Here is a 23,072-nt window from a genome sequence, read left to right on the forward strand (position 1 = left end):
GTAGAGTATCATTACAATCGGCACATGCGTTGCCCGAACCCCACACTTCAAGGACCGACTCCTATGTTCAAAAAAATCCTTGGCCTGGCTACCATAGCCGCCGCCATGCAGACCTATGCCTACTCCGCAGCTGCCGAGACCTTCGTGTTCACGGCGATTCCGGATCAGGACGAGACCAGACTGATCGAACGCTTTGGCGCCGTCGAGGCCTATCTGGAAGAGCAACTGGACGTGGATGTTAAATACATTCCGGTAAAATCCTACGCCGCTGCCGTCTCCGCCTTCCGCAACAACCAGGTACAGCTGGCCTGGTTTGGCGGGCTTTCCGGCGTACAGGCTCGTCGACTGGTTCCGGGGTCCGAGGCAATCGCCCAGGGTGTCGAGGACCCGAATTTCCAGAGTTACGTTATCGCCAACACCAGCACGGGGTTGGAACCGATGGAGGAACTGTCCGATGAACTTCGGGATATGACGTTCACTTTCGGCTCGAAAGGCTCGACATCCGGTCGCCTGATGCCCGAATTCTTCCTGCGCGAAGCTTACGGTGAAGCTCCCGACGACGTGTTCTCCCGTGTTGGTTTCAGCGGTAATCACACGAGAACCGTAAGGCTGGTAGAAGCCGGCACCTACCAGCTTGGTGCGGTGAACTACAAGGTATGGGAGTCCGGCGTTGACGATGGTTCCATAGATGAAGACAAGGTCAAGGTGATCTGGAAAACACCGGAATACTACGACTATCAATGGACTATCCGTGGTGATGTCGACGAACAGTTCGGCGAGGGTTTCAAGGAAAGGGTCACTGAGGTCCTGCTGAACATGGATGACCCTGACTTGCTGGAGCGATTCCCGCGCAAGGGCTTTATACCGGCGTCGAACGAAGACTACAGAATCATCGAAGAAACCGCCGAAAAACTGGGTCTGCTGAACTGATGGATGCCCCGCTGGAACTGGATGGACTGTCAGGCTACTTCGGCGGACAGCGGGTTCTTGGTCCGCTATCCCTCACTGTCGCACCAGGCGACAAGATCGCCCTGGTGGGCAAGAGCGGTGCTGGCAAGTCCACCCTGATCCGGCTGATCCACGACCGGGTGGGCGATGCGGCCGCCCTGGTTCCCCAGGAATTGGGCCTGGTCAATGCCCTTCCGGTCTTCCATAACGTGTTTATGGCCCGCCTGGAGCAGCACAACGCCCTCTATAACCTGGCCACGCTGATCCGGCCGTTTAAAGATGACCGGGAATCGGTGACCGCAATTCTGGGCGAGCTGGATATGTCCGACAAGTTGTGGAGACCGGCAGCGAGGCTGTCAGGTGGCCAGCGTCAACGCGCCGCCATTGGTCGCGCCCTTTATCGCAATGCCGACATACTGCTTGCTGACGAGCCGGTCTCCGCCCTGGACGGCCCACTGGCCCACAAGGTCATGGCGCTGCTCAGGGACAGGTTTCACACCTCCATAGTGGCGCTGCATGATGTGGAGCTCGCGCTGGCCTACAGCAACCGGATTGTGGGTATCCGGGACGGCCGGGTCGCCCTGGATGCGCCGAGCGAGTCACTGACGGCGGCGGACATCCGCCCGCTCTACGATTGAAGGCCACGTTGTGATGCAGGGTTGGGCCAACATTCCCGTCAGCCGTTCCAGAACGGCCCGAACCAGCCTGTTCTTCGTGGCTCTGGCCCTGGTGTGCCTGGCCTTGTCCGATATCGCCATTACCACGGCCAATCCCTGGCAGGACCTGATGCGATTCTTCTGGGGTGTGATGACCCCGGATTTCTTCTCCAGTGCGGGCCTGGCAACCGCCCTGCTCCGTACCCTCGCCTTTGCCTTTGTTGGCGTGACCCTTGGTGCCGCCGCCGGTTTCCTGTTGGCGCTGGTGTACCGGTTCCGGCTGGTGCGTACCTTCGCTGCCTTTATCCGCGCCATCCACGAGCTGTTCTGGGCGCTGATCTTCCTGCAGTTTTTCGGGTTCCACCCGCTTACCGGGGTGCTGGCCATTGCCATTCCCTACGCCGGAATATTCGCCAAGGTGTATTCGGAAATACTGGATGAGGCGGACCCGGAGCCCCGTAACCTGCTTCCTTCCGGCGTCGGAGCCCTGTCGGCCTTCGTCTATACCCGTATTCCGGATTGCTGGGAACAACTGCGCACCTATACGTCCTACCGTCTCGAATGCGGTTTTCGGTCCAGTGCCATTCTCGGGTTTGTGGGTCTGCCTACCCTCGGCTTCTATCTGGAATCGGCGTTCTCCCAGGGGCATTACTCCGAAGCCGGGGCGGTGCTGATTTTGTTCTATGTGCTTATAGCCACTATCCCGCTGTGGGTACGACCCCGTATGCTGCCGTTCTACATCGTTGCGGCGCCTTTCTTCCTGGGTGACGGGATGCCCATTATGTGGGGCAACGTCCGCCGCTTCTTTACCGAAGACATTGTGCCGGCACCGCTACGGGAGGGCGCCTCCGGAGAGGCTTTCTGGCCCTGGCTGAGCGACCTTGTGGTGAATCAGGCATTACCGGGCATCTGGAATACGCTGCTGCTCACCCAGATGGCCCTGGTGGCTACGGGCGTCATTGCGCTACTGGCCTTCCCGCTGATTTCCCGCCACTTCGGCAACCGGTTCTCACGCAGCGGTGGCCATGTGCTGCTGGTGATTGCCCGTTCCACCCCGGAGTACATCCTGGCCTATATACTGCTCCAGCTCTGGGGGCCATCCATGCTGCCGGCGGTAGTGGCGCTGGCGCTGCACAACGGGGGCATTATCGGCCACCTGATCGGACGTCAGTCCAGCACCATTGGCCTGCGCCCGGATGCGCCCCGGGGCCTGATGCGGTATGGCTATGAACTGGTGCCCAGGGTCTATCCGTCTTTTCTGGCATTCCTGTTCTATCGCTGGGAAATCATCATGCGGGAAACCGCCATCCTTGGGATTCTGGGTATCTATACCCTGGGCTTCTACGTGGACAGCGCCATCCAGAATATCCAGTTCGACAAGGCCATGATCCTGATTCTGATCACCGCCCTGCTGAACATCGGAATTGACGGCTTGTCCCGCCGCATCCGGCGACGGCTGGCCCTGCAGACCATGCCTACGTGCTAATGGAAAGCTCTCAGGAAGCTGCCGAAGGGCTGAACAGAATCCGGAAGGGCAGCTCCGCCGCCTCACCGCCAATCCGGACACTGACCCGCCACACCATCTCATCACCGGTGGTGCAGAACGGCGGTACAAAACTTACCCGGTAATGCCCGGGCTGGTCGGTCGCGCTCAATGCCAGGGGATATTCGCCCATATACATGCTTTCACCGGTGAGTACGATCAAAGGCTTGGCATTCAGACCGGGAAGGATCAGGTCCAGCTGCAGTTCATCCCCTGAAAGCGGGACCAGGGTCACCTCGGCCGGACCATTATCGCTGGTCCATCGGCAGGATTCAGTCAGTGGCCTGCACGTGGTAACCGGGTCAGCCCCGGAGTCCGCTGAGGGCGCGTCAAGCCACTGCGGCAACCACCAGCCGGCAACGGCCATAACGGCAAGAAACAATACGACCAGACCAACGCGAACCATGGATACTTCACCAGGCTGGATGGAAAACTTCCGGTCACAGGAGAACCGGGCCGGAGGCATTATGCCTGCAGGCAACGCCTGTCTCCACTGGTCCGGTGCCGGATTTGTCCGTATACGCACCGGTACGGGGTGCCCTGATCGCCCATAACATGCGAAAATGCCCGACTTTTCCAAAACCTGCTGACGGAGAACCCGCTGTGCAACCGGATATATCGGTCCAGAACCTCAGCAAGACCTACGGTGATGGCTTCCAGGCGCTCAAGAATGTCAGCCTGGACATCCAGAAGGGTGAAATCTTCGCCCTGCTCGGCCCCAACGGCGCCGGCAAGACCACCCTGATCAGCATTATCTGCGGCCTGGTAAACCCGTCCGGTGGCACGGTAACCGCCGCCGGGCACGATATCGTCCGTGAGTTCCGGGCTGCCCGGCAAGCGATCGGCCTGGTACCCCAGGAACTGAATACTGACTCGTTCGAAAAAGTCTGGAATACCGTCAGCTTCAGCCGCGGGCTTTTCGGCAAGCCGCCCAATCCGGCCCACATTGAGAAGGTCTTGCGGGACCTGTCCCTGTGGGACAAGCGCAATAACCGGGTCATGTCCCTGTCCGGCGGCATGAAGCGCCGGGTGATGATCGCCAAGGCACTGTCCCATGAGCCTGACATCCTGTTTCTCGACGAGCCTACCGCCGGCGTGGACGTGGAGCTGCGCCGGGACATGTGGGAAATGGTCCGCAAACTACGGGAAAGTGGCGTAACCATTATCCTCACTACCCACTACATCGAGGAAGCCGAGGAAATGGCGGACCGCATCGGCGTGATCCGCAACGGCGAGCTGATCCTGGTGGAAGACAAGGCAACCCTCATGTCCAAGCTGGGCCGCAAGGAGCTTCGTCTGCACCTGCAGTCCCCGCTTGAGGAACTGCCCCCGGAACTGAAGGATCAGCCCATTGAATTGTCCGATGATGGCTACGAGCTGATCTACACCTTCGACAGCCAGCAGGAGCAGGCCGGTGTTGCCCTGCTGCTGCGTACACTGGGTGAACTGGGTGTGGAATACCGGGACCTGCAGACCCGGGAAAGCTCCCTGGAAGAGATTTTCGTGGGGCTGGTTCATCACGACTGATACGCCCAAGAACTGGAGAGAATCTATGAACCTGTATGGCATCCTCGCCATCTACAAGTTTGAAATGGCCCGTATGTGGCGGACCCTGATGCAGAGTGTCGCCTCGCCGGTGATCTCCACGTCCCTTTACTTCGTGGTGTTTGGCTCTGCCATTGGCTCCCGTATGGGAGACATCGACGGCATCAGCTATGGCGCCTACATCATTCCGGGGCTGATCATGCTGACCCTGTTGATGCAGAGCATCTCGAACGCCAGCTTCGGTATCTATATGCCACGGTTTTCCGGCACCATCTACGAGGTGCTCTCCGCGCCCGTGTCCTACGTGGAGGTGGTGATCGGCTATGTCGGAGCAGCCGCCACCAAGTCGGTGATTCTGGGTCTGATCATTCTCGCCACGGCACGGCTGTTCGTGGACTACAGTGTGCTGCACCCCTTCTGGATGCTCTCGTTCCTGGTGCTCACGGCGGTGACCTTCAGCCTGTTCGGCTTCATCATCGGTGTGTGGGCCGACGGTTTCGAGAAACTGCAGATTGTGCCACTCATGATCGTCACGCCGCTGGTGTTCCTCGGCGGTACCTTCTATTCCATCGATATGCTGCCGGACATCTGGCAGACCATCACCCTGTTCAATCCGGTGGTCTATCTGATTTCCGGTTTCCGTTGGGCCTTTTACGGTGTCTCCGATATCCACATCGGGATCAGCGTGGGCATGATCATCGTATTCCTGACCCTCTGCATGATGCTGATCGCCTGGATCTTCCGCACCGGGTATCGGCTCAAACCATGACGTCCAGGTTCGGCACTGTCGGTTTATCCCGGGCGCTGCTGGCCCTTTGCCTGCTGGCGACTGCCTCTCTTGCTGACGAGGTACCGCCCCAGCACCTGCCTTCAAGGGAGGCCTGTCTGATCACCAGTGAAGGTCCCGTCCCCGTAATGCTCGAGCACGCCGTAACGCCAGAGCAGCGGCGCTGGGGCCTGATGGAGCGGGAAAACCTGCCGGCCCGCGCGGGCATGTTGTTCTACTACGACTCCGATCGGCCGGCTTCTGCAGGTTTCTGGATGTATCGCACCCGCATTCCCCTGGACATCGCCTGGCTCGATGAGGATGGCGTCATCCTCGCCACGGACACCATGACACCCTGCGAGACCGACCAGGCCCGGAACTGCCCCACCTGGCCAGCCGGAGTTCCCCACCGGAATGTCCTGGAAATGAACGCTGGCTTTTTCGAAAGGCATCATGTCGGCACTGGCGACAAGTTACTTGCAGACCTGAACGACAATAAACCCTGCCCCGGGGCGGATTGAATCATTGGTTCACCGCCAGTCCTTGATATATCTCACAGCGTCCTGACAAGGCTCTGTTCCTTCCACGACTCAAAACCCTATACTTACCGCGGTTATTTGCAGGCGTCACCCATAAGTGATTGCCATGGTTGATTAAAATTATTTAATCAGACAGTCACCGGGAACGCTGCCGGATCAGGATGTACCGGCGAAAGGACAGACCACAAGGATGCGGAGCCATGGAACTGCCCCCCGTTGATACCCTGAAAACCCTCTTCGTCGCGGGTCATCTGGTCGGCCTTGCCTTTGGCGTGGGTGGCGCCCTGACCCTCGATATCATTGCCTTTCGTTATTTCTACCTGGACCGGATCACCCACGAGAAGCTCGTGCTTTTCAATTTTATCGCCCGGCTGGTGACCACCGGACTCCTCACCCTGTGGGCGACCGGCCTGGCGTTTCTCTGGATTTACTGGCAGTTCGAGCCGCAACTGCTGGCTAACCCGAAAGTCTGGGCCAAGTTGGTGATCGTGCTGGTACTCACCGTCAATGGTTATTTCCTGCACCACAAGGTATTTCCCATCCTGGAGCGCAACCTTGGCAAGCCCCTGTTCTACCGCGTGACGGTGGACGAGAAAGCCATGATGTTCACCTTTTCGAGCATTTCCATCATCTCCTGGGGCTTCCCGCTGGTGCTGGGTATTGCCCGTTCCCTCAACTTCACCACCGGCATGGAGAACATCCTGGCGTTCTACTTCCTCATGCTCAGTGCCACCTGCCTGGTGATGTTGCTGGTGTTCAAGCTGTTCCTTGAGCCGTTCAAACGATTCGTTGTGGACCGCCCGGTGCGCAGGCGGGCGCTCCGTCCCTGACTGTAAAAACCGGTTCCGTCTGCGGGCCCCCGGGCTCGGTTTTGCACTCAGCGGTAAAAGTGCTGAAGCAGTACCCCGTTTGTCTCCCAGTCCGGTTGCGTTGTACGGACGACTTTTTGCTACCCGCGATGTGTGCGGGGTAGTCGTGTTCAACCATCAGGTACAGGATTAAAAACGTGTGCTATGAAGACTAGATCCAGACTGGCACTGCTGTTGTTCGGCAGTGCACTCACCGGCACGGCGGTGGCCGATTCGCTCTGTGAGGTCGACTACCGAATTCAGCACAGCTGGCAGACCGGCGCGGTTCACCGGGTGCAGCTGACTTACAACGGTCCGGAAGTACAGGGATGGGAACTGGGCTGGCGCTTTCCCGGCCAGGAACAGATCGACTCCATTTTCAACGTGACCCACACCCAGGACGGGCAGGACGTTACCGTCTCCAGCCTGCTCTGGAACGCCCGTCTTGCGGAAGGCCGTGAGATCAAGTTCGGTTTCAATGTCCGTAACCCTTCCGGCGGGGTGCCGGAAACGTTCTACCTGAACGGCGAGGAATGCAATACCGACATGGGCGAGCCGGCACCAGACCCTGATACACCGGAGGAACCGGAACCCTCCGCAGCATGGCACCTGGACCGCGAAGCTTCCCATCTCGGCTTTGTAACCACCACGAACCAGCACACCGTCGAAAGTCATCGTTTCGGCGACCTCTCCGGCACCGTCTCCGAAGACGGCATCGCGACTCTGAACATCAATCTCGATACCGTCGACACCGGCATTGATATCCGCGATCAGCGCTTGCGGGAAATCTTGTTCAACACCAGCGCCAATCCGGAAGCCGCCGTAGCCATCGAACTGGGTGAAAACCTGGGCCAGGTGCTCGGGCTTTCCGCCGGGGAGGTCCTGTCACTGGAAATACCTGCCGCTGTCCAGGTCAGTGGCGTGAACCGGCACCTGAATACCCGCCTGCGCGTGCAGCATCTGGGAAACCAGCGTTTCCTCGTCAGCACTGCCCGACCGCTGATCATCACCGCCGACCAGTTTGAACTGGGCGATGGCGTGGAAGCCCTCCGGGAGGTGGCCGGCCTGGACACGATCAGCCTTGCTGTCCCGGTGGACTTCGCCCTGTTCTTCGAAGCCGACGAACTCCCGACACGGTAAAGAGAGGCCTTTATGAAATTCCTATTCAAACTGCTGACACTGACGGCGGGGGCCATGGCCGGCAATGCCGCACTGGCCAACGAACTCTGCACCGTCAACTACCAGGAAACCAATAACTGGGGTATGGGGGCCACCTACCAGGTGGTGGTTCAGTACCATGGCCCCGAGGTGGAGCAATGGGACCTGTCCTGGCATTTCCCGGGCAATGAAATCATCACCCAGCTGTGGAACGGCCATTTCGAGCAGGATGGCAACCAGGTTGGCGTCATCGACGCCGGCTATAACGGCAAGGTGTCTTCCGGGGGCCGGTTCGACTTTGGCTTCAACCTGGAGAATCCATCAGGCTCCCTGCCCTCGGAATTCCTTCTGAACGGCCAGCCCTGTGGCTCCCCTGTTGACGGGAGTGACGCAGAGCCGCCGGCGGATGACACCCCGGTTGACGCAGACCCCGACGTACCGGTAACGGGCTGGTCCCTTAACGGCGCGGACTCCGAGTTATCGTTCGTGACCGTGAAAAACACCGATGTAGCCGAGGCGCAGCGATTCCAGAACCTGAAGGCCTTCGTCGACACCAGCGGCCAGGCCACCCTTGCCATTGACCTCAACACCGTCGATACCGGCATCGCAATCCGCGATCAGCGCATCCGTGATCACCTGTTTGTCAGTGGCCTGCTGCCCACACTTTACTTCACCACCCAGGTGAACATGACTGAAGTAACAGCCCTGCAGCCTGGCGAGTCCACCTCAATGACTCTGGACGGTCGCCTGACCCTGAACGGCGTCAGCCAGGACACCACCGCCGAGGTTCTGGTCATACGCACCGCAGACAACCGCGTTGCAGTGCGCACGGCTCGTCCGGTTATGGTCGACAGCGGGGACCTCGAACTGACGGGTGGCATTGAGGCGCTCCGCACCATGGCCGGTCTGTCGGCCATCGGACACACCGTACCGGTGTATTTCAACCTGTCGTTTACCGCTATCCAGCAGGACAATGGCGACAACCTGATGCCGATAAGGGCTGGCCAGGCTCCGTCCGCCCCGGCCATCGTCGGTGCCAACTACACAGCCGGTAACAACGCCGTGACAGTCAGCTGGCAGGACCTCAGCGATAATGAAACGGGGTTTGTCATCAAGAGGCGTTCCGGTAGCGGGTACTGGGAAACCCGCGGCGCAGTGGATGCAAACCAGACCCAGTGGATCGACGAGGTCGAAACCGAAGGCAATTTCAGCTATCGGGTGGTGGCCGTGAACGGGAGTGTGCCCTCCCCATCCTCCAGCAATGTGATTGTTACCGTAGACCCTGACAGTGGAGCGCCAGGCGACGACAGTCCCGGTGATGGCATGCCCGGCGATGACGACAACGACCAGAACCCCGAAGGTGGGGACAATGACGGCAACCCCGGTGACGGGGGCGAGTCCGGAAATGGCGACAACGGAGGCGGTTCTGGCGATGATGGCAACGGTGATTCCACACCGGGCAACGGTGATGATGGCGCAACCGACCCGCCGGATGGGGCCGACCTATACGCAAATCAGTGCGCCTCCTGCCATGGCGCAGACGGTTCCGGCGGCGCCATTGGTGTCTCCCTGACAACACCTTCAGAACTGGATTCCCTGGTGGCCTACATCGACCGCACCATGCCCCTGGGCAACTCCGGTCGGTGTGTGGATGCCTGTGCCCAGGCCGTCGGCGAGTACATTGCCGACAACATCTGGGCTGACAGTGGGTCCGGTGGGGGCAATGGTGACGATATTGCCCTGGAGAACGAAACCGCCGGCCCCCGTCAGCTGAACCTGATGACCCGGTATCACTACGCCAACGCCGTTCGTGACCTGGTAGGTGTTGATGCCCGTAACCTGACCACCAACTTTCCGGTGGAAGCGCGGGTACTTGGCTTCAGCAACAACGCGGCCAAGAACCATGTATCGGCCCGCCACCTGGACGAGTACCTGAAGGCCGCAGAGACCGTTGCTACCCGGGCCGTGTCACAGCGCAAGTCTGCCCTTTTGCCCTGTGACGCCGGCGCCGATGGCTGCGCGGAGCAGTTTGTGGAGCAGTTCGGCCTGAAGGCCTTCCGCCGCCCCCTCACCGATGACGAACGCCAGGCCTATACCGCCATCTTCAACGATGAGGGCGACTTCGATGCCGGCATGGAAGCGGTCGTGACCGCCATGTTGGTATCACCTCACTTCCTCTACATCAGCGAACTGGGTGAACAGACCGGCAGTGGTGAGTACGAGCTGACCCCGTACGAAGTCGCCAGCCAGCTTTCGTTTATCTATCAGGGCACCATCCCTGACGAGACCCTGCTGGCCGCGGCCCAGGCCGACCAGTTGCGGACGCCTGAGCAACTGGAAGCCCAGGCCCGTCGCCTGCTGCAATCGGACAAGGCCCGGGTACACCTGGGTCACTTTGCCGAGCAATGGCTGGAGGCTGACCCGGCATCCATGGGCAGCAAGGACCCCAACCTGTTCCCCCGTTTCAACGGCGAGGTGCGTGATGCCATGCACCGGGAACTGCGGGCGTTCTTCAACCATGTGGTATTCGACTCCACCGGCCGCTTCGATGAACTGTTCACAGCAGACTACGTCTTCGTCAACCAGCCCCTTGCCCGGTATTACGGTCTGCAGGGTGTCAGTGGCGACGAGATGAGCCTTGTGGAGGACACCACTGACTCCCGGGGCGGTATTCTGGCCCTTGGTGCCGTCATGGCCGCTCATGGTCATGCCAATGAGTCAGCGCCCATTCCCAGGGGCAACTTCGTCCGGCGTCGCCTGATGTGCCAGGACCTGCCGCCGCCCCCCGAAGACCTGGACACCACCGGCCCTGCACCAGACCCAAGCCAGACCACCCGAGAGCGTTTCGCAGCCCGTACCGGCGGTGACGACTGCCAGACCTGTCACCTGTACATCAATGGTATTGGCTTCGGCTTCGAGGCGTTTGACGGTGCCGGCGGCTTCCGCACCACCGACAACAACAAGCCGGTGGACACCTACGGCGTGATCTACGGCCTGGAGAGCCTGCTGGAAGACAGCAGCGCGGCCTACAACGGTGTTCGCGAGATGCAGCAGGTGCTGGTCCAGACCGACAGCGTCAAGAGCTGCATGGCCAGACAGTTCTACCGTTTCGCCCGGGGTTACGTCGAAACCGGCAGTGACAGCAACACCCTGGACAACCTGAACCATCTGTTCGCCAGCAGCGGCTACGATCTGCAGGAACTGATGGTCGGCCTGACACAGCTGCAGACGTTCACACTGCGCCGGTAAGACAAGGAGTTATCCCATGAGATCCAATCGACGTCAGTTTCTGAAAACCCTCAGTGGTGCCGCTCTCGCGACGCCACTGGCCTCCCTGCCCTGGGCTCGCACCGCTGTGGCCCAGCAGTCCGGGGCGCCCAGACGAGCAGTGTTCGTATTCATTCCGGACGGCTGTATTCCCGAGCGGTTCCATCCGTCAGGCAGTGAGTTTGACTTCCAGCTGAACGATATGACCAGTCCACTGGAATCCATCAAACAGCACTGTGTGTTCACCAGTGGCCTGAACATGTACGAAGGAGGCCATACCCACGAAGGCGGTGTCGCCAAGGTACTCACCGGTAACAACACCGAATCGCTGGACTACTTCCTGGCCCAGCGGATCGGTCAGAGCACGCCCTTCCGGGGAGTCAACCTGGGGGTCCATGCCACCTTCCAGAACGGTGAAGGCAATGTACCAAGCTTTTCCAGCGGCAATGTGCCCATCACGCCGAACGATAACCCCATCAACGCCTTCGACAACATCTTCGGAGGCCAGGACCCCGGTAACATTCCCGTCAGCGACCGGCGCAAGCGCAGTATCCTGGACCAGATGCTGGCGGAAGTCCGTACACTCAACAGCAAGGTGGGCACCAGCGAGCGGGAGAAGCTGGAGTATCACACCAACAGTATCCGGGAGGTAGAGAAGCGTATTCTCAGCAATGGTGCGGAGGCGGGTATGTGCAACACCTCAGGTTTCAACTCCGAGGGATTCAGCGTGCCCGAGGACTGGCATGGCTATCCGCCCAAAATCCATCTGGACGAGCACTACGAAACCATCGGTCGCCTGCAGATGGACCTGATCACCCAGGCGTTCGCCTGCGACATGACCCGGGTCGCCACATTGATGTGGTCACACCCGGTCAGCCCCTTGCGGGTGGAGGGCATCGATCAGGGGCACCACGACACCTCCCACTTTGGCCAGGCCGACGGCGCTATCGCTGACAAGTTCGTTCAATACAAGCAGTACCATATGCGCCAGTTCCGCTACCTGGTGGAGAACCTCGCCAGCCGGACAGACACTGACGGCAACAGCCTGCTCCATAACTCAGTGATCTTCCTGTGCTCGGAACTGGGCCACAGTGACGCCCATGACCACCGCAACATGCCATTCATCCTGGCGGGAAATGCAGGCGGCGCCTTGCAGACAGGCCGCTATCTTGACTTTGATGGCGATGCCCACACCAGGCTGCTGGTATCGATCGCCAACTTGATGGGGGTGAATATCGACCGCTTCGGCTACACGGGCCATGGCACCGGAGGCCTGCCTGGTCTCGTCGCCTGAGAGCCACGAACCCGATAAAAACAATCTGAAAACTATTGCCCCGGTCTTTTGATGACCGGGGCTTTTTTGTCTTACTGCCGGAAATTACATGCCATGGGCAGAGGCATCCACTTTCGAGAACACTTCGTCCCAGTAGAGTTCCGCCAACGCTTCCTGAGAGTCGACGTCTTTGACAAGCTCAACCCATCTTTCGAGTACCGGGCGGAATGCCTCCAGCATTTCTGCCCCATTTTCCACGCCATAGGTCTTTTCATAGTACCGGGCGATAGCATCCATGTCGTCACGCACGAATTCCCGCGTGGCCTTCTGCAGCTCCGGCGACGCCGTATGGATGGCTATACCCAGCTCATTCCGTGCCCGGTCCAGCACGGCCGCTTCCCTTTGATGGTAGACCCAGGGAATTTCTGCAGAGATATAGGCTCCGGCATGAAGCATCGCCCTGCGCTGCTTGTCGTTCAGGCTCTGCCAGGTATCGCGGTTGGTATTGGTGATCTCGGCGCCGGCAAACACACCCCCGGGTACATCGGTGGTGATGTCGGTTGTTGCCTCGATAATCCCCAGGTTCTCAAGGTCCGGAGCGGAAATAACCACACAATCCACCACGCCCTGGTCCAGCGCTTCATAGGCCTCGTTGCCGGACAGGGTTACCGGGCTGGCATCAAACTCCTGGGCCCACCGGGACCATTGGGACCCTGCAGCTCGCAGACGCTTGCCGGCCAGGTCTTCGACGGTGGTAACCGGTTCGCTGCAGTTCAGCATGTAGTTGGAGCTGGACGCAATGCCGGTAAAGACCTGGTTTTGTTCCCGGAAGTCCTCGTGGCACTCTTCACAGTTGAAGAAGACAAATTCAGCTAACGCACCAATATAGGCGGGCCCTTCCTTGCCCTTGACCTCGTCACCGAATAATTGCAGCTGCATGGCCGCCTCAGCGAGCAGATTGGTATGGGGATATTCCGCCGGGAAATACGGACTCAGCAGATAACCAATGTCGGCCATGCCGTCCCGCACCCCGGCCGACGTTTCGGCGAAGTTGAGTAGTGACAGGGGATAGACCTTCACGGAAAGCTCGCCGTCGGAAAACTCCGCCACCCGGTCCGCGTAATTCTGCGCAGCCTTGGCAGAATCGCTTCCGGGCGGGTAGCCGATCGCATAGGAGAGGGTTCTGGCATCCGCAACGGAGGCAAGTGTGATCCCCCCGAGGACCAGTGACGTCGATAAAATACGAACCAGGGATCTTACAGGCATGGCAGTACTCCGGATCTTTGTTGTTGTCGTATAGAGTCACGGTTTCCTTCCCGAATTAATTCAGCTCCTGAATTATCACGATAGTCTCGCAACAACTGACCAATCAACTGCTTGGTTAAAAAATCGTCGGAATAGACGAGGGAAAGCGGAGGAAACTGAGGCGAAAGCAATGAACGTTTCTGGCGCAAGTGGTGCCCGGGGCCGGACTCGAACCGGCACGACCTAACGGTCAGGGGATTTTAAGTCCCCAGTGTCTACCAATTTCACCACCCGGGCATTGCGGAAGGGAAAAGACGGGCGGGATTGTATAAGGCCATGGCGTGCAAAGCAATTGGGAGGATTCGCCACTGACGTCATTCAGCTGCGCCGGGGTTCACCGCCATGCCCAGATAAAGATAGCCGGCGATCTGCGGGGCCCTGGGCATGTAGAAGTTATCCAGCTCTCGAATGTCAAACCCCGCCTGCTCGATCAACTGGTCGATCGGACGATTCAGGTGGCAGCCGCCGGCGAACTTTTTCCAGACCGGGGTGATTCTGTGCTGCCACTTCTGCGTGGGGTTCTCGGGGGCTTCGCCGTGCTCCAGGAACAATAACTCTCCACCAGGCCTTAGGACCCGCATCATCTGCTCCAGGGCGCGCTGGTGATCCGGGATGGTGCAAAGTGTGAAAGTCAGCAGGACTGTGTCTACACTGTTATCCGGAAGCGGGATTTCTTCCCCTGGAAGGTCCAGCCACTGGACGGGCACCCGGGACCTGGCCAGGTTGTCTGCGGCCTTCAGGCGCATACCTTGAGAAGGCTCCAGGCCGTACACTAACTCTACCGTGCCCGGGTTGTAGAATTGCAGGTTGATGGCAGAGCCCATGCCTACCTCCAGCACAGCGCCGCGAGCCCGGGGCACCAACTGGCTGCGAAGTTTCATCACCTGGCCCACGGAACAGGCCTTGTCAATCAGGTGCGGTAGGATGCGTTCTTCGTAAAAGCTCAAGGCGTCTCCCATAATTGATATAAGACAAGCGCTGCGACATTCTGCCCCTTGGCTTATGACCGTTTGAGCGTACCATATTTCTTAGCTGCTGAACTTAACAATAACTACACATACGTAAAGCAGGCTATCCTCAAGGAAGTGCCGTCACTTCCTGTTATCAGTGTGGTTATCGGAGGTTCCAATGGAGCTTGATCCCCTGTTGTTATCGCGAATACAGTTCGCTTTCGTGGTGTCCTTCCACGCGATTTTCCCGGTCTTCACCATCGGTCTGGCTTCCTTCATAGCCGTGCTCGAAGGCCTGGCTTTCAAGACCGAGAATCCGGTCTGGACCCGGTTGTCTACCTTCTGGACCAAGGTTTTTGCCGTGGTATTCGGGATGGGGGTCGTGTCGGGGATTGTCATGTCCTTCCAGTTCGGCACCAACTGGTCCAACTTTTCCCAGGCCACAGCGAATTTCATGGGCCCGGTGCTCAGTTATGAGGTGGTGACGGCGTTCTTCCTTGAAGCGGCCTTTCTTGGGGTGCTGCTGTTTGGGCGTGACAAGGTGCCGCCCGGGGTTCACCTGTTTGCGGCGCTGATGGTCGCCCTCGGAACCTTTATTTCCTCTTTCTGGATCCTTTCCGCCAACAGCTGGATGCAGACACCTGCCGGTGTCGAACTCCGGGACGGTGTTTTCCATGTGGTTTCATGGTCCGAAGCACTGTTTAATCCGTCATTCTACTGGCGGTTCCTGCACATGGGGGTGGCATCTTTCCTGACCGGTGGCTTCGTGGTGGCCGGGGTTAGTGCCTGGTTCCTGTTGCGCGGCCGTGAAGTTGAGGCCAACCGCAAGGCACTGTCCATGTGTCTGTGGATGCTGCTGTTCATCGCCCCGGCCCAGGCTGTGATTGGTGACTTCCATGGCCTGAACACCCAGGAGCATCAGCCGGTAAAGGTGGCTGCCATGGAGGGTAACTGGGAAACCAGCACCCGGGTTCCGCTGCTGCTGTTTGCCCTGCCCGACCAGGCCAATCAGACCAACCGCTTTGAAGTGGGTATTCCCGGGATGGCAAGTCTGATCCTCGCCCACGACATCGACGGTGAGGTGCCCGGCCTCGACCTTGCGCCGGTGGAGGAGCAGCCGCCGGTCTTCCTGGTTTTCTGGAGCTTCCGCATTATGGTGGGTCTCGGGTTCCTGATGATCGGTTTTGCCATTGCCGGCCTGATTCTGCGCCGGGGCGGCCGGTATGCGACCACCAACTGGTTCCTGCAGGGACTTCGCCTTATGGCGCTCACCCCTTTTGTGGCGGTGCTTTCCGGCTGGTTTGTGACAGAGTTTGGTCGGGCGCCGTGGCTGGTCTACGGCATGATGACCCAGGCGGAGGGGGTGACACCCTCCCTCAGCGGCGGCATGGCCCTGTTTACCCTGATAGGTTATATCGTTGTGTATGCACTGGTGTTCTCCGCCGGCGTCTACTACCTGATGCGCGTGCTGCATGACGGCCTGGAGGCAAAGACCACCGAGCATCCGTCCGATCACCCGAAACGTCCGTTGTCAGCGTCCCATGTACCGTTCGAATACAACGAAGACATCGCCCGTCAGGGGGGGCATTGATATGGAACTGTTTGATCTGGCCCTGATCTGGGCATTTATCATCGGCTTTGGTGTCATCATGTATGTACTGATGGACGGCTTCGATCTGGGCGTGGGGATTCTCTTCCCGTTCGCGCCGGATGATGAGTCCCGTGACGTGATGATGAACTCGGTAGCACCGGTCTGGGATGGCAACGAGACCTGGCTGGTACTCGGCGGTGCCGGGCTGCTGGCAGCTTTCCCCATGGTGTATTCGATTCTCCTGCCGGCGTTGTACATCGGTGTGTTCCTGATGCTTGCAGGCCTGATTTTCCGGGGGGTGGCGTTCGAGTTCCGATTCAAGGCCAATACCTCCCGCTACCTCTGGAACTGGGCATTTGCCGGTGGCTCCACCGTTGCCGCCTTTGCCCAGGGCGTCGTCGTCGGTGCCTATATCGAAGGGTTTGAAACGGCCAACGGCGTGTACGTCGGTGGCGCACTGGACTGGCTGACACCGTTCACTGTGCTGACTGGCCTGGGCCTGCTGGCCGGTTACAGTCTGCTCGGCGCCACCTGGCTGGTGCTCAAGACTGAAGATGAACTGCAGCAGTGGGCCCGCCGCCTGGTTCTCCCTCTGCTGGCCGCTGTGCTGGTGGTGTTCGTGGTTATCAGCGTCTGGACGCCGTTCGTGGATCCGTTCGTGCGGGACCGCTGGTTTGATCACCTGACCCTGATCTGGGTGTTCCCCGCCTTCGGACTGTTCTGTGCCTGGCAGATTTTCCGGGCCATTCGCCGGCATAAGGACGGCATGCCGTTCGTGGCGACCATGGGGCTGTTTATCAGCACTTACCTGGGGCTGATCGTCAGCAAATGGCCCTACGTGGTTCCGCCGGATTACACCCTTTGGGACGCATCCTCCGCCTATGGATCACAACTGTTCCTGTTGCTGGGTTTATTGTTCGTGATTCCGGTAGTGCTGGGGTACACCGCCTGGACCTACTGGGTATTCCGCGGCAAGGTCCGTGCCGGGGAAGGCTACCACTGAGTGCCTGAACCCTCCCCCGACACGCCCACCCGGGAGGCAGGACGCTGGCTGAGGGAACGCCAGCGCCCTGCCCTGGGTACCATACGCGCCGCCGCTCTGGCGGGCATTCTGGCCGCCGTTGCATCTTTCTTCCAGCTGGGGGGAATGGCCTGGATTACTCATCAGGTGCTGGTGAGCAAACAGGCTCCAGCCCAGTTGGTTGCCCCGGTTATCATGGTGTTGGCCGCCATCGCCGTGCGGGCTGCCGCCGTTGCCCTGCAGAACCGCTTTTCAGCCAGCGCCAGTGACCGGATACGGCTGGCCCTGCGCCGGGACCTGCTTGATCATTTTCAGCATCTCGGCCCTATCGGTGTCGGTCAGTCGTCCGCGGGCACTCTGGCGTCAGAATGGCAGGATCAGGTAGAAGCCCTGCACGGGTACTACGCCCACTACCTTCCCCAGATGGTGCTCTCGGTGGTGGTCCCCCTGTTGATACTGGTCACTGTGGTCTGGCTGGACTGGCTGGCTGCACTGTTCCTGGTGTTGTCGGCTCCGCTGATCCCCCTGTTCATGGCCCTGGTGGGCATGGGAGCGGAAAAGCTGAACCAGCAACATATGGAAACCCTGGGGCGCCTGTCCGGTCATTTCCTGGACCGCCTGCGGGGCTTGTCCACCCTGCAGCTGTTCGAGTACACCGGTGCCGCCACCCGCGAGATTGCCGAGGCCACCGATCAGTACCGGCAGGTAAACATGAAGACCCTGAGGGTGGCGTTCCTGTCCTCGGCGGTGCTGGAGTTTTTCGCCTCCGTGGCCATTGCAGTGATCGCCATCTACATCGGCTTCGGCTTACTGGGCTATATCACCTACGGTCCGTCCCCGGATCTCACCCTGTTCTCCGGCCTGTTCATTCTGTTGCTGGCTCCGGAGTTCTATCAGCCGTTGCGTCAGTTGGCGCAGCATTACCACGACCGGGCGACAGCGCTGGGCGCGGCAGCGCAACTGCAACAACGGCTTGCAACGGGTCCGGGCGCCGCCACGGTTTCGCCCGGGCGGGCGGCCGGAAACAGCGCAGCCGTGGTGGAAGTGGATCATGCATCCGTTGTTTTTCCCGATGGGCGTATCGGCCTTGAGCCCTTGTCACTGGTGGTCGGAAAAGGCGGAAGGAAAGCCGAGCTGGTTGCCGTGGCCGGCCCCTCCGGCTCGGGCAAGTCCACCCTGCTCCACCTGATTGCGGGATTTCTGGCGCCTACACGCGGCGCAGTCCGCGTGAACGGTGGACCGCCGGGCGCCAGGCCCTTCGGCTGGCTGGGGCAGACACCGTTCATTCGCCAGGATACCTGGGCCGGCAACCTGCGAATGGTGGCACCGGAAGCAACCGATGAGGCGTTGCTGGATGCCCTTGAGAAAGTCGGTCTGGGTGACCTGGTCCGGCAACGCACGGAGGGCCTGGAGACACCCATAAACGAAGGTGGCGCAGGTCTGTCAGGTGGCCAGGCCCGCCGGCTGGCTGTGGCGAGGCTGTTTCTGGCCCGCTACCCGTTGATCCTGATGGACGAACCTACCGCCGGGCTGGATACCCGCAGCGAGCACTACCTGCTGGAGGCCATACGCCAACTTCGGGACCTGGGTTCCACAATCATTATCGCCAGTCACCACCCGGCAGCGCTGGCTGCCGCTGATCGTTGTCTGACCCTGGTGAACGGGAGGCTTCAGGATGAATGAACTGCGGCCCTGGCTTGAGCTCCTTGCCGCCCGCTGGCGGAGGCTGGTCGTTGGCGGTCTGCTGATGTTTGCCACGGTACTGGCGGGGGTTGGCCTGCTGGCACTGTCGGGCTGGTTTATCACCGCCACTGCCCTGACCGGATTGCTGCTGGCAGCCGGCGTCGCGGTACAGCTGGATATCTACACACCGGGTGGCGGTATCCGTTTTTTTGCCCTGGCCCGGACCGTATCCCGCTATCTGGAACGGGTTTACAACCATGACACAGTGCTTCGGTTACTCGCCGATGTGCGGGTTGCCCTGTTTGCCCGTCTGTCCAGGGCCCGGCCCGACCGGGTTGGGGGAAAGCGCCCGGCAGACTGGCTGAACCGACTGATTGCTGATATTGATGCGCTGGACACCCTTTATCTGCAACTGGTTGCCCCGCCTGGTCTGGCCCTGGCTGGCCTGTTGCTCGCTGGCCTGGTGATGGCCGTGGTGGCACCTCCGCTGATCGGGTCGCTGGTGCCCCTGGCGCTGTTACCGCTGGTATTATACCTGCTGGCCCGCCACACCCTGTCGCCGTCCCGCAACCAGGGAGAGCAGGCGGAAGCCCTCCGTGGCCGCTTTGTGGATGTGATCGAGGGCAACGCGGAACTCCAGGCCGCCCACCTGTGGTCCAGGGAAGCCGATGCCCTGCTCCACAACAGTCGCACCCTGGACAACACCCGCCTGCTGGTTGAGCGGCAGGCCGCACTGGCCAATGGTCTGACCTTAATGGCGGTCCAGCTGGCGTCATTGATTGCCATGCTGACCGGTCTGTCGCTCTGGCAAACTGGCGAGCTCAGCGGACCGGTCGCCTTGTTGTTTACCCTGGCGGTTCTCGGGTTGGGAGAAGCGTTTACCGGTTTGCCGGCCGCCTTCAGCCGTCTCGGGGCGACCCTTGGTGCGGCCGGCCGTCTGAACGCTGAAGGCGAGTCCCGTTCCCCGACCGTTTATGACTCGCATCCTGGCCCGGGTAATCTGCAGTTGGCCGACTTCGTTGTGGAACAGAACGGAGAGGCCCTGGTGCGCCCCGTTTCCCTGGACCTGCCATTGGGCAGCCGCCTGGCCCTCATTGGCCGGTCCGGCGCCGGCAAGTCCACGATGCTGGATGTGTTGGCGGGGCTGAGCGACAACTGGCACGGTGAGCTGACACTGGCTGGCCACTCGCTTGAACCCGTCCGCACCAGCGACTGGCGCAGCGGTGTCAGTTACCTGACCCAGCGTACTCACCTGTTCAGCGATACCGTGGCCGCCAATCTGCGTATCGCAAAGCCGGACGCCACGGACCAGGAACTCAATGCGGTGCTGGCCGCCGTCGCACTGACGCCCCTTATGGAGCGGTTACCCGATGGGCTCCACAGCATGATTGGCGAACAGGGGCGGGGGCTGTCCGGCGGTGAGCGCCGCCGCCTGGCCCTGGCCAGAGCCCTGTTGCGACCTTCCTGGTTGCTGCTGCTGGATGAGCCATTCACGGGTGTGGACAGCGCGACCATCGCGCAAATCCGCGCGTCCATGGAACCCTGGTTGCGAGGACGAACCTGCGTGTTTGCCGGCCATGGTGCTGCCGCCCTGCCCGGAACCGACATTCACGTGAACCTTGACGGAGATCAGTAAAGCGGGTTAACTAAACCGGCAATATCCTGTTGTATTCCTGTATCTTTCTCCTCTCAGCTTTCGCACCACCAAGGTGGACCGGAGATGAAGTGTACTATCTGAAAGCCTTTTCCAACGCTTTCCTGCACGCACTGAAAAACCTCCTTCCTATCGTGGTGGTTGTAGCTTTTTTCCAGGTGCTGGTACTGCGGCAGCTTCCCGATAACCTGGCCAGTATGGCCGTTGGCCTGTTGATCGTAGCCGCCGGTGTGGCGCTTTTTCTTCAGGGCCTGGAGCTCAGTATATTCCCCGTTGGCAGAAGCCTCTCGAACCAGTTTGCCCGCAAAGGTTCCGTGCCCGTGCTGCTGGCCTTCGGTTTTGCCCTTGGCTTTTCGGCGGTGGTGGCCGAACCTGCACTGATTGCCGTCGCCATGCAGGCTCAGGAGATCAGCGGAGGCCGGATTGACGCGTTTACCCTGCGAATGCTGGTTGCGGTTTCCGTTGGGTTTGTGACGGCACTCGGGGTGTTCCGCACCATTTTCGGTTTTCCACTCCACTGGTTCATGATCATCGGTTATATCACCGTTGTCATTGTTACCTGGTTCTCGCCGCCTGAAATCGTGGGACTGGCCTATGATTCCGGCGGCGTCACCACCAATGTCGTAACGGTACCCCTGATTGCTGCGCTGGGTATCGGACTGGCGGCTTCCATCCGGGGCCGCAATCCGTTGATTGACGGATTCGGACTGGTGGCACTCGCGGTTATGGTACCCATGATTACCGTGCAGCTGTATGGCATTTTCGTGTACGGGGGGGGTGACGATCTGTCCAGCGATGTGTCCTTGTCGGTGACGGATGATGATACGCTTCCGGCGTCCGGCATAATGGCCATGCTCAGCGAGCTTCTGGGAATGGTGCGGGATGTGCTTCCTATCATTGCCACCGTGCTCATCTTCCAGTACCTGGTGTTACGCAAGACCCTCGCCAACCCGCACCGGGTTGCTTTCGGGTTTGTGCTGGTCATCCTGGGGTTATACGCATTTGTGGTCGGCCTGAAGATGGGCCTGTTCCCCATCGGCACCAGTATGGCCGAGCAGCTGATTACGCTTGAGGGCTATCTGTTTGTCTATCTGTTTGCGTTCAGTATCGGCTTCGCCACTACAATGGCGGAACCGGCCCTGATTGCCATCGGCCAGCAGGCTGAAGAAGCCGCCGCTGGCCAGATCAACGGCAACGTCATTCGCATCCTGGTGGCTTGCGGTGTGGCTGTTGGTATCACCATCGGGGTGCATCGCATTATCGTGGGCGACTCCATGCATTTTTACATTATCGGCGGGTATGCGCTGGTCATTCTGCTGACGCTGGCGGCCCCCCGGTATATTGTGGCCCTCGCCTACGATCTTGGCGGCGTAACCACTTCGGAAGTGACTGTGCCCCTGGTGACAGCGCTGGGCATTGGCCTGGCCTCCAACATCGAAGGGCGCAACGTTCTGATCGACGGCTTCGGGCTCATTGCCTTTGCCTCAATTTTCCCCATTGTGACGGTTATGGGCTACGCCATACTGGCCCAGTGGATGACCAGACGACGCGAGGTAGAATCATGAAATTTTCCGCGCTTGCGGCCATTGTTCCCGAAGACCTGGAACAGGAATGCATTGATGCGGCCCGGGAACTGGGAGCTGGCGGCATTACAATCCTGGCCGGTCGGGGAGTCAGTAATACTGCTCGAAAGACCTTCTTTGGCCTGACCTACGACGGCAGCCAGAGCGTGCTGCTGATGGTGCTGGAAAAGGGCCTGTCGCTGGAGGTTCTCAAGGCGATCCAGAAGGTGATTATGCCGGACAACAAGGATTCCAGTGGCATCGTGTTTACCCTTCCGCTGGAGCACCTGGGAGGGATTGATTTCAGCCAGGTAGAGAAATTCGAGCAACATCTCAAAAATTCACAGGAATAGGAGGCCCCAGATGCTGACAGTTCGGGACATGATGGTTCGGGAAGTAATCAAGGTGTCGCCCTTTGCCACCATCCGGGAGGCGATGACCCTGATGAAGCAACATGGTGTCAAATCCCTGGTCGTAGAACAGCAGAGTGAACACGATGCCTGGGGCTTGATCACCTACACCAATATCCTCAAGACCGTAATCGCGGAAGATGGCGACATCGACCTGCTCAACGTTTACGACGTCTGCGCGAAGCCGGTAATCAGCGTTGGCGAAAGCCTCGGGCTGCGCCATGTGGCTGCCCTGATGAGCGAACACCGGGTGAAGCGCCTGCTGGTACTGGAAGACAACCGCCTGCTGGGGTTCGTGACGATGGACGACATTATGGCGGCGCTGTTCGAGCGAATGGAAAGTTAACAGCCCC

20 protein-coding genes and 1 tRNA gene are annotated in these 23,072 nt (G+C 59.8%); 17 read left to right on the forward strand and 4 right to left on the reverse strand.

The window, feature by feature from the left end:
- Positions 1 to 63 precede the first annotated feature (63 nt).
- From ACESMZ_RS07200 to ACESMZ_RS07210, 3 genes are read left to right on the forward strand one after another with little or no spacing between them, the layout of a single operon-like run.
- Positions 64 to 930: a putative selenate ABC transporter substrate-binding protein gene (locus ACESMZ_RS07200; RefSeq protein ID WP_372957598.1), complete on the forward strand. Its 867-nt coding sequence runs from the start codon at positions 64 to 66 to the stop codon at positions 928 to 930.
- Positions 930 to 1,586, forward strand: a complete 657-nt coding sequence (locus tag ACESMZ_RS07205; protein WP_372957599.1) for an ATP-binding cassette domain-containing protein — start codon at positions 930 to 932, stop codon at positions 1,584 to 1,586. Before ACESMZ_RS07200 ends, ACESMZ_RS07205 begins: the two co-directional genes overlap by 1 nt.
- A gap of 13 nt (positions 1,587 to 1,599) precedes the next feature.
- Positions 1,600 to 3,090 (forward strand): PhnE/PtxC family ABC transporter permease, encoded by a 1,491-nt coding sequence (locus ACESMZ_RS07210; RefSeq protein WP_372957611.1) that lies wholly within the window; start codon positions 1,600 to 1,602, stop codon positions 3,088 to 3,090.
- Positions 3,091 to 3,100: 10 nt separating this feature from the next.
- On the opposite strand, the gene ACESMZ_RS07215 is transcribed toward ACESMZ_RS07210, so the two are convergent.
- On the reverse strand, positions 3,101 to 3,553 hold the full coding sequence (locus tag ACESMZ_RS07215; RefSeq protein ID WP_372957600.1) for a hypothetical protein: 453 nt from the start codon (positions 3,551 to 3,553) through the stop codon (positions 3,101 to 3,103).
- A gap of 197 nt (positions 3,554 to 3,750) precedes the next feature.
- On the opposite strand from ACESMZ_RS07215, the gene ACESMZ_RS07220 reads away from it, so the two are divergent.
- The 7 genes from ACESMZ_RS07220 (at position 3,751) to ACESMZ_RS07250 (ending at position 12,564) form a co-directional block, all read left to right on the forward strand.
- Complete coding sequence (locus ACESMZ_RS07220) at positions 3,751 to 4,674, forward strand: ABC transporter ATP-binding protein (RefSeq protein WP_372972410.1); 924 nt, start codon at positions 3,751 to 3,753, stop codon at positions 4,672 to 4,674.
- A 25-nt stretch (positions 4,675 to 4,699) separates the two neighbouring features.
- A complete protein-coding gene (locus ACESMZ_RS07225; protein ID WP_372957602.1) occupies positions 4,700 to 5,461 on the forward strand; it encodes an ABC transporter permease in 762 nt (253 codons plus the stop codon).
- A complete protein-coding gene (locus tag ACESMZ_RS07230) occupies positions 5,458 to 5,979 on the forward strand; it encodes a DUF192 domain-containing protein (protein ID WP_372957603.1) in 522 nt (173 codons plus the stop codon). The genes ACESMZ_RS07225 and ACESMZ_RS07230 overlap by 4 nt, the downstream gene beginning before the upstream one ends.
- Positions 5,980 to 6,197: 218 nt before the next feature.
- Positions 6,198 to 6,827, forward strand: a complete 630-nt coding sequence (locus ACESMZ_RS07235) for a hypothetical protein (RefSeq protein ID WP_372972411.1) — start codon at positions 6,198 to 6,200, stop codon at positions 6,825 to 6,827.
- A 183-nt stretch (positions 6,828 to 7,010) separates the two neighbouring features.
- Entirely contained in the window at positions 7,011 to 7,985 is a 975-nt protein-coding gene (locus ACESMZ_RS07240) for a cellulose binding domain-containing protein (protein ID WP_372972412.1), read from the forward strand.
- A 12-nt stretch (positions 7,986 to 7,997) separates the two neighbouring features.
- Positions 7,998 to 11,252 (forward strand): DUF1592 domain-containing protein, encoded by a 3,255-nt coding sequence (locus ACESMZ_RS07245; RefSeq protein WP_372957606.1) that lies wholly within the window; start codon positions 7,998 to 8,000, stop codon positions 11,250 to 11,252.
- 16 nt (positions 11,253 to 11,268) lie between these two features.
- Positions 11,269 to 12,564 carry a DUF1552 domain-containing protein gene (locus ACESMZ_RS07250; protein ID WP_372957607.1) on the forward strand — a complete coding sequence of 432 codons (1,296 nt, stop codon included), beginning with the start codon at positions 11,269 to 11,271 and terminating at the stop codon, positions 12,562 to 12,564.
- Between the two features lie 84 nt (positions 12,565 to 12,648).
- Here the strand turns inward: ACESMZ_RS07250 and ACESMZ_RS07255 are convergent, their stop codons facing one another.
- From ACESMZ_RS07255 to ACESMZ_RS07265, 3 genes are all read right to left on the reverse strand, one after another.
- Entirely contained in the window at positions 12,649 to 13,809 is a 1,161-nt protein-coding gene (locus tag ACESMZ_RS07255) for a C4-dicarboxylate TRAP transporter substrate-binding protein (protein WP_372957608.1), read from the reverse strand.
- A 189-nt stretch (positions 13,810 to 13,998) separates the two neighbouring features.
- Positions 13,999 to 14,085, reverse strand: a tRNA-Leu gene (locus tag ACESMZ_RS07260).
- 77 nt (positions 14,086 to 14,162) lie between these two features.
- The gene (locus tag ACESMZ_RS07265) at positions 14,163 to 14,795 is read right to left on the reverse strand and encodes a class I SAM-dependent methyltransferase (RefSeq protein WP_372958217.1); all 633 of its coding nucleotides are present in this window, start codon (positions 14,793 to 14,795) and stop codon (positions 14,163 to 14,165) included.
- Positions 14,796 to 14,976: 181 nt separating this feature from the next.
- On the opposite strand from ACESMZ_RS07265, the gene ACESMZ_RS07270 reads away from it, so the two are divergent.
- The 7 genes from ACESMZ_RS07270 (at position 14,977) to ACESMZ_RS07300 (ending at position 23,065) form a co-directional block, all read left to right on the forward strand.
- Entirely contained in the window at positions 14,977 to 16,389 is a 1,413-nt protein-coding gene (locus ACESMZ_RS07270) for a cytochrome ubiquinol oxidase subunit I (RefSeq protein ID WP_372958218.1), read from the forward strand.
- Between the two features lies 1 nt (position 16,390).
- Positions 16,391 to 17,392, forward strand: coding sequence for a cytochrome d ubiquinol oxidase subunit II (cydB, locus tag ACESMZ_RS07275; protein WP_372958219.1), 1,002 nt, complete (start codon positions 16,391 to 16,393; stop codon positions 17,390 to 17,392).
- Positions 17,393 to 19,093 (forward strand): thiol reductant ABC exporter subunit CydD, encoded by a 1,701-nt coding sequence (gene cydD / locus ACESMZ_RS07280; protein ID WP_372958220.1) that lies wholly within the window; start codon positions 17,393 to 17,395, stop codon positions 19,091 to 19,093.
- Positions 19,086 to 20,729 carry a thiol reductant ABC exporter subunit CydC gene (cydC, locus tag ACESMZ_RS07285; RefSeq protein WP_372958221.1) on the forward strand — a complete coding sequence of 548 codons (1,644 nt, stop codon included), beginning with the start codon at positions 19,086 to 19,088 and terminating at the stop codon, positions 20,727 to 20,729. Before cydD ends, cydC begins: the two co-directional genes overlap by 8 nt.
- Before the next feature lie 89 nt (positions 20,730 to 20,818).
- Complete coding sequence (locus ACESMZ_RS07290; protein WP_372958222.1) at positions 20,819 to 22,312, forward strand: DUF1538 domain-containing protein; 1,494 nt, start codon at positions 20,819 to 20,821, stop codon at positions 22,310 to 22,312.
- A complete protein-coding gene (locus ACESMZ_RS07295; protein WP_372958223.1) occupies positions 22,309 to 22,662 on the forward strand; it encodes a transcriptional regulator in 354 nt (117 codons plus the stop codon). Before ACESMZ_RS07290 ends, ACESMZ_RS07295 begins: the two co-directional genes overlap by 4 nt.
- Before the next feature lie 10 nt (positions 22,663 to 22,672).
- Positions 22,673 to 23,065, forward strand: a complete 393-nt coding sequence (locus ACESMZ_RS07300) for a CBS domain-containing protein (RefSeq protein ID WP_372972413.1) — start codon at positions 22,673 to 22,675, stop codon at positions 23,063 to 23,065.
- Positions 23,066 to 23,072: the final 7 nt, after the last annotated feature.

Source organism: Marinobacter sp. (assembly GCF_041690615.1).
Taxonomy (GTDB): domain Bacteria; phylum Pseudomonadota; class Gammaproteobacteria; order Pseudomonadales; family Oleiphilaceae; genus Marinobacter.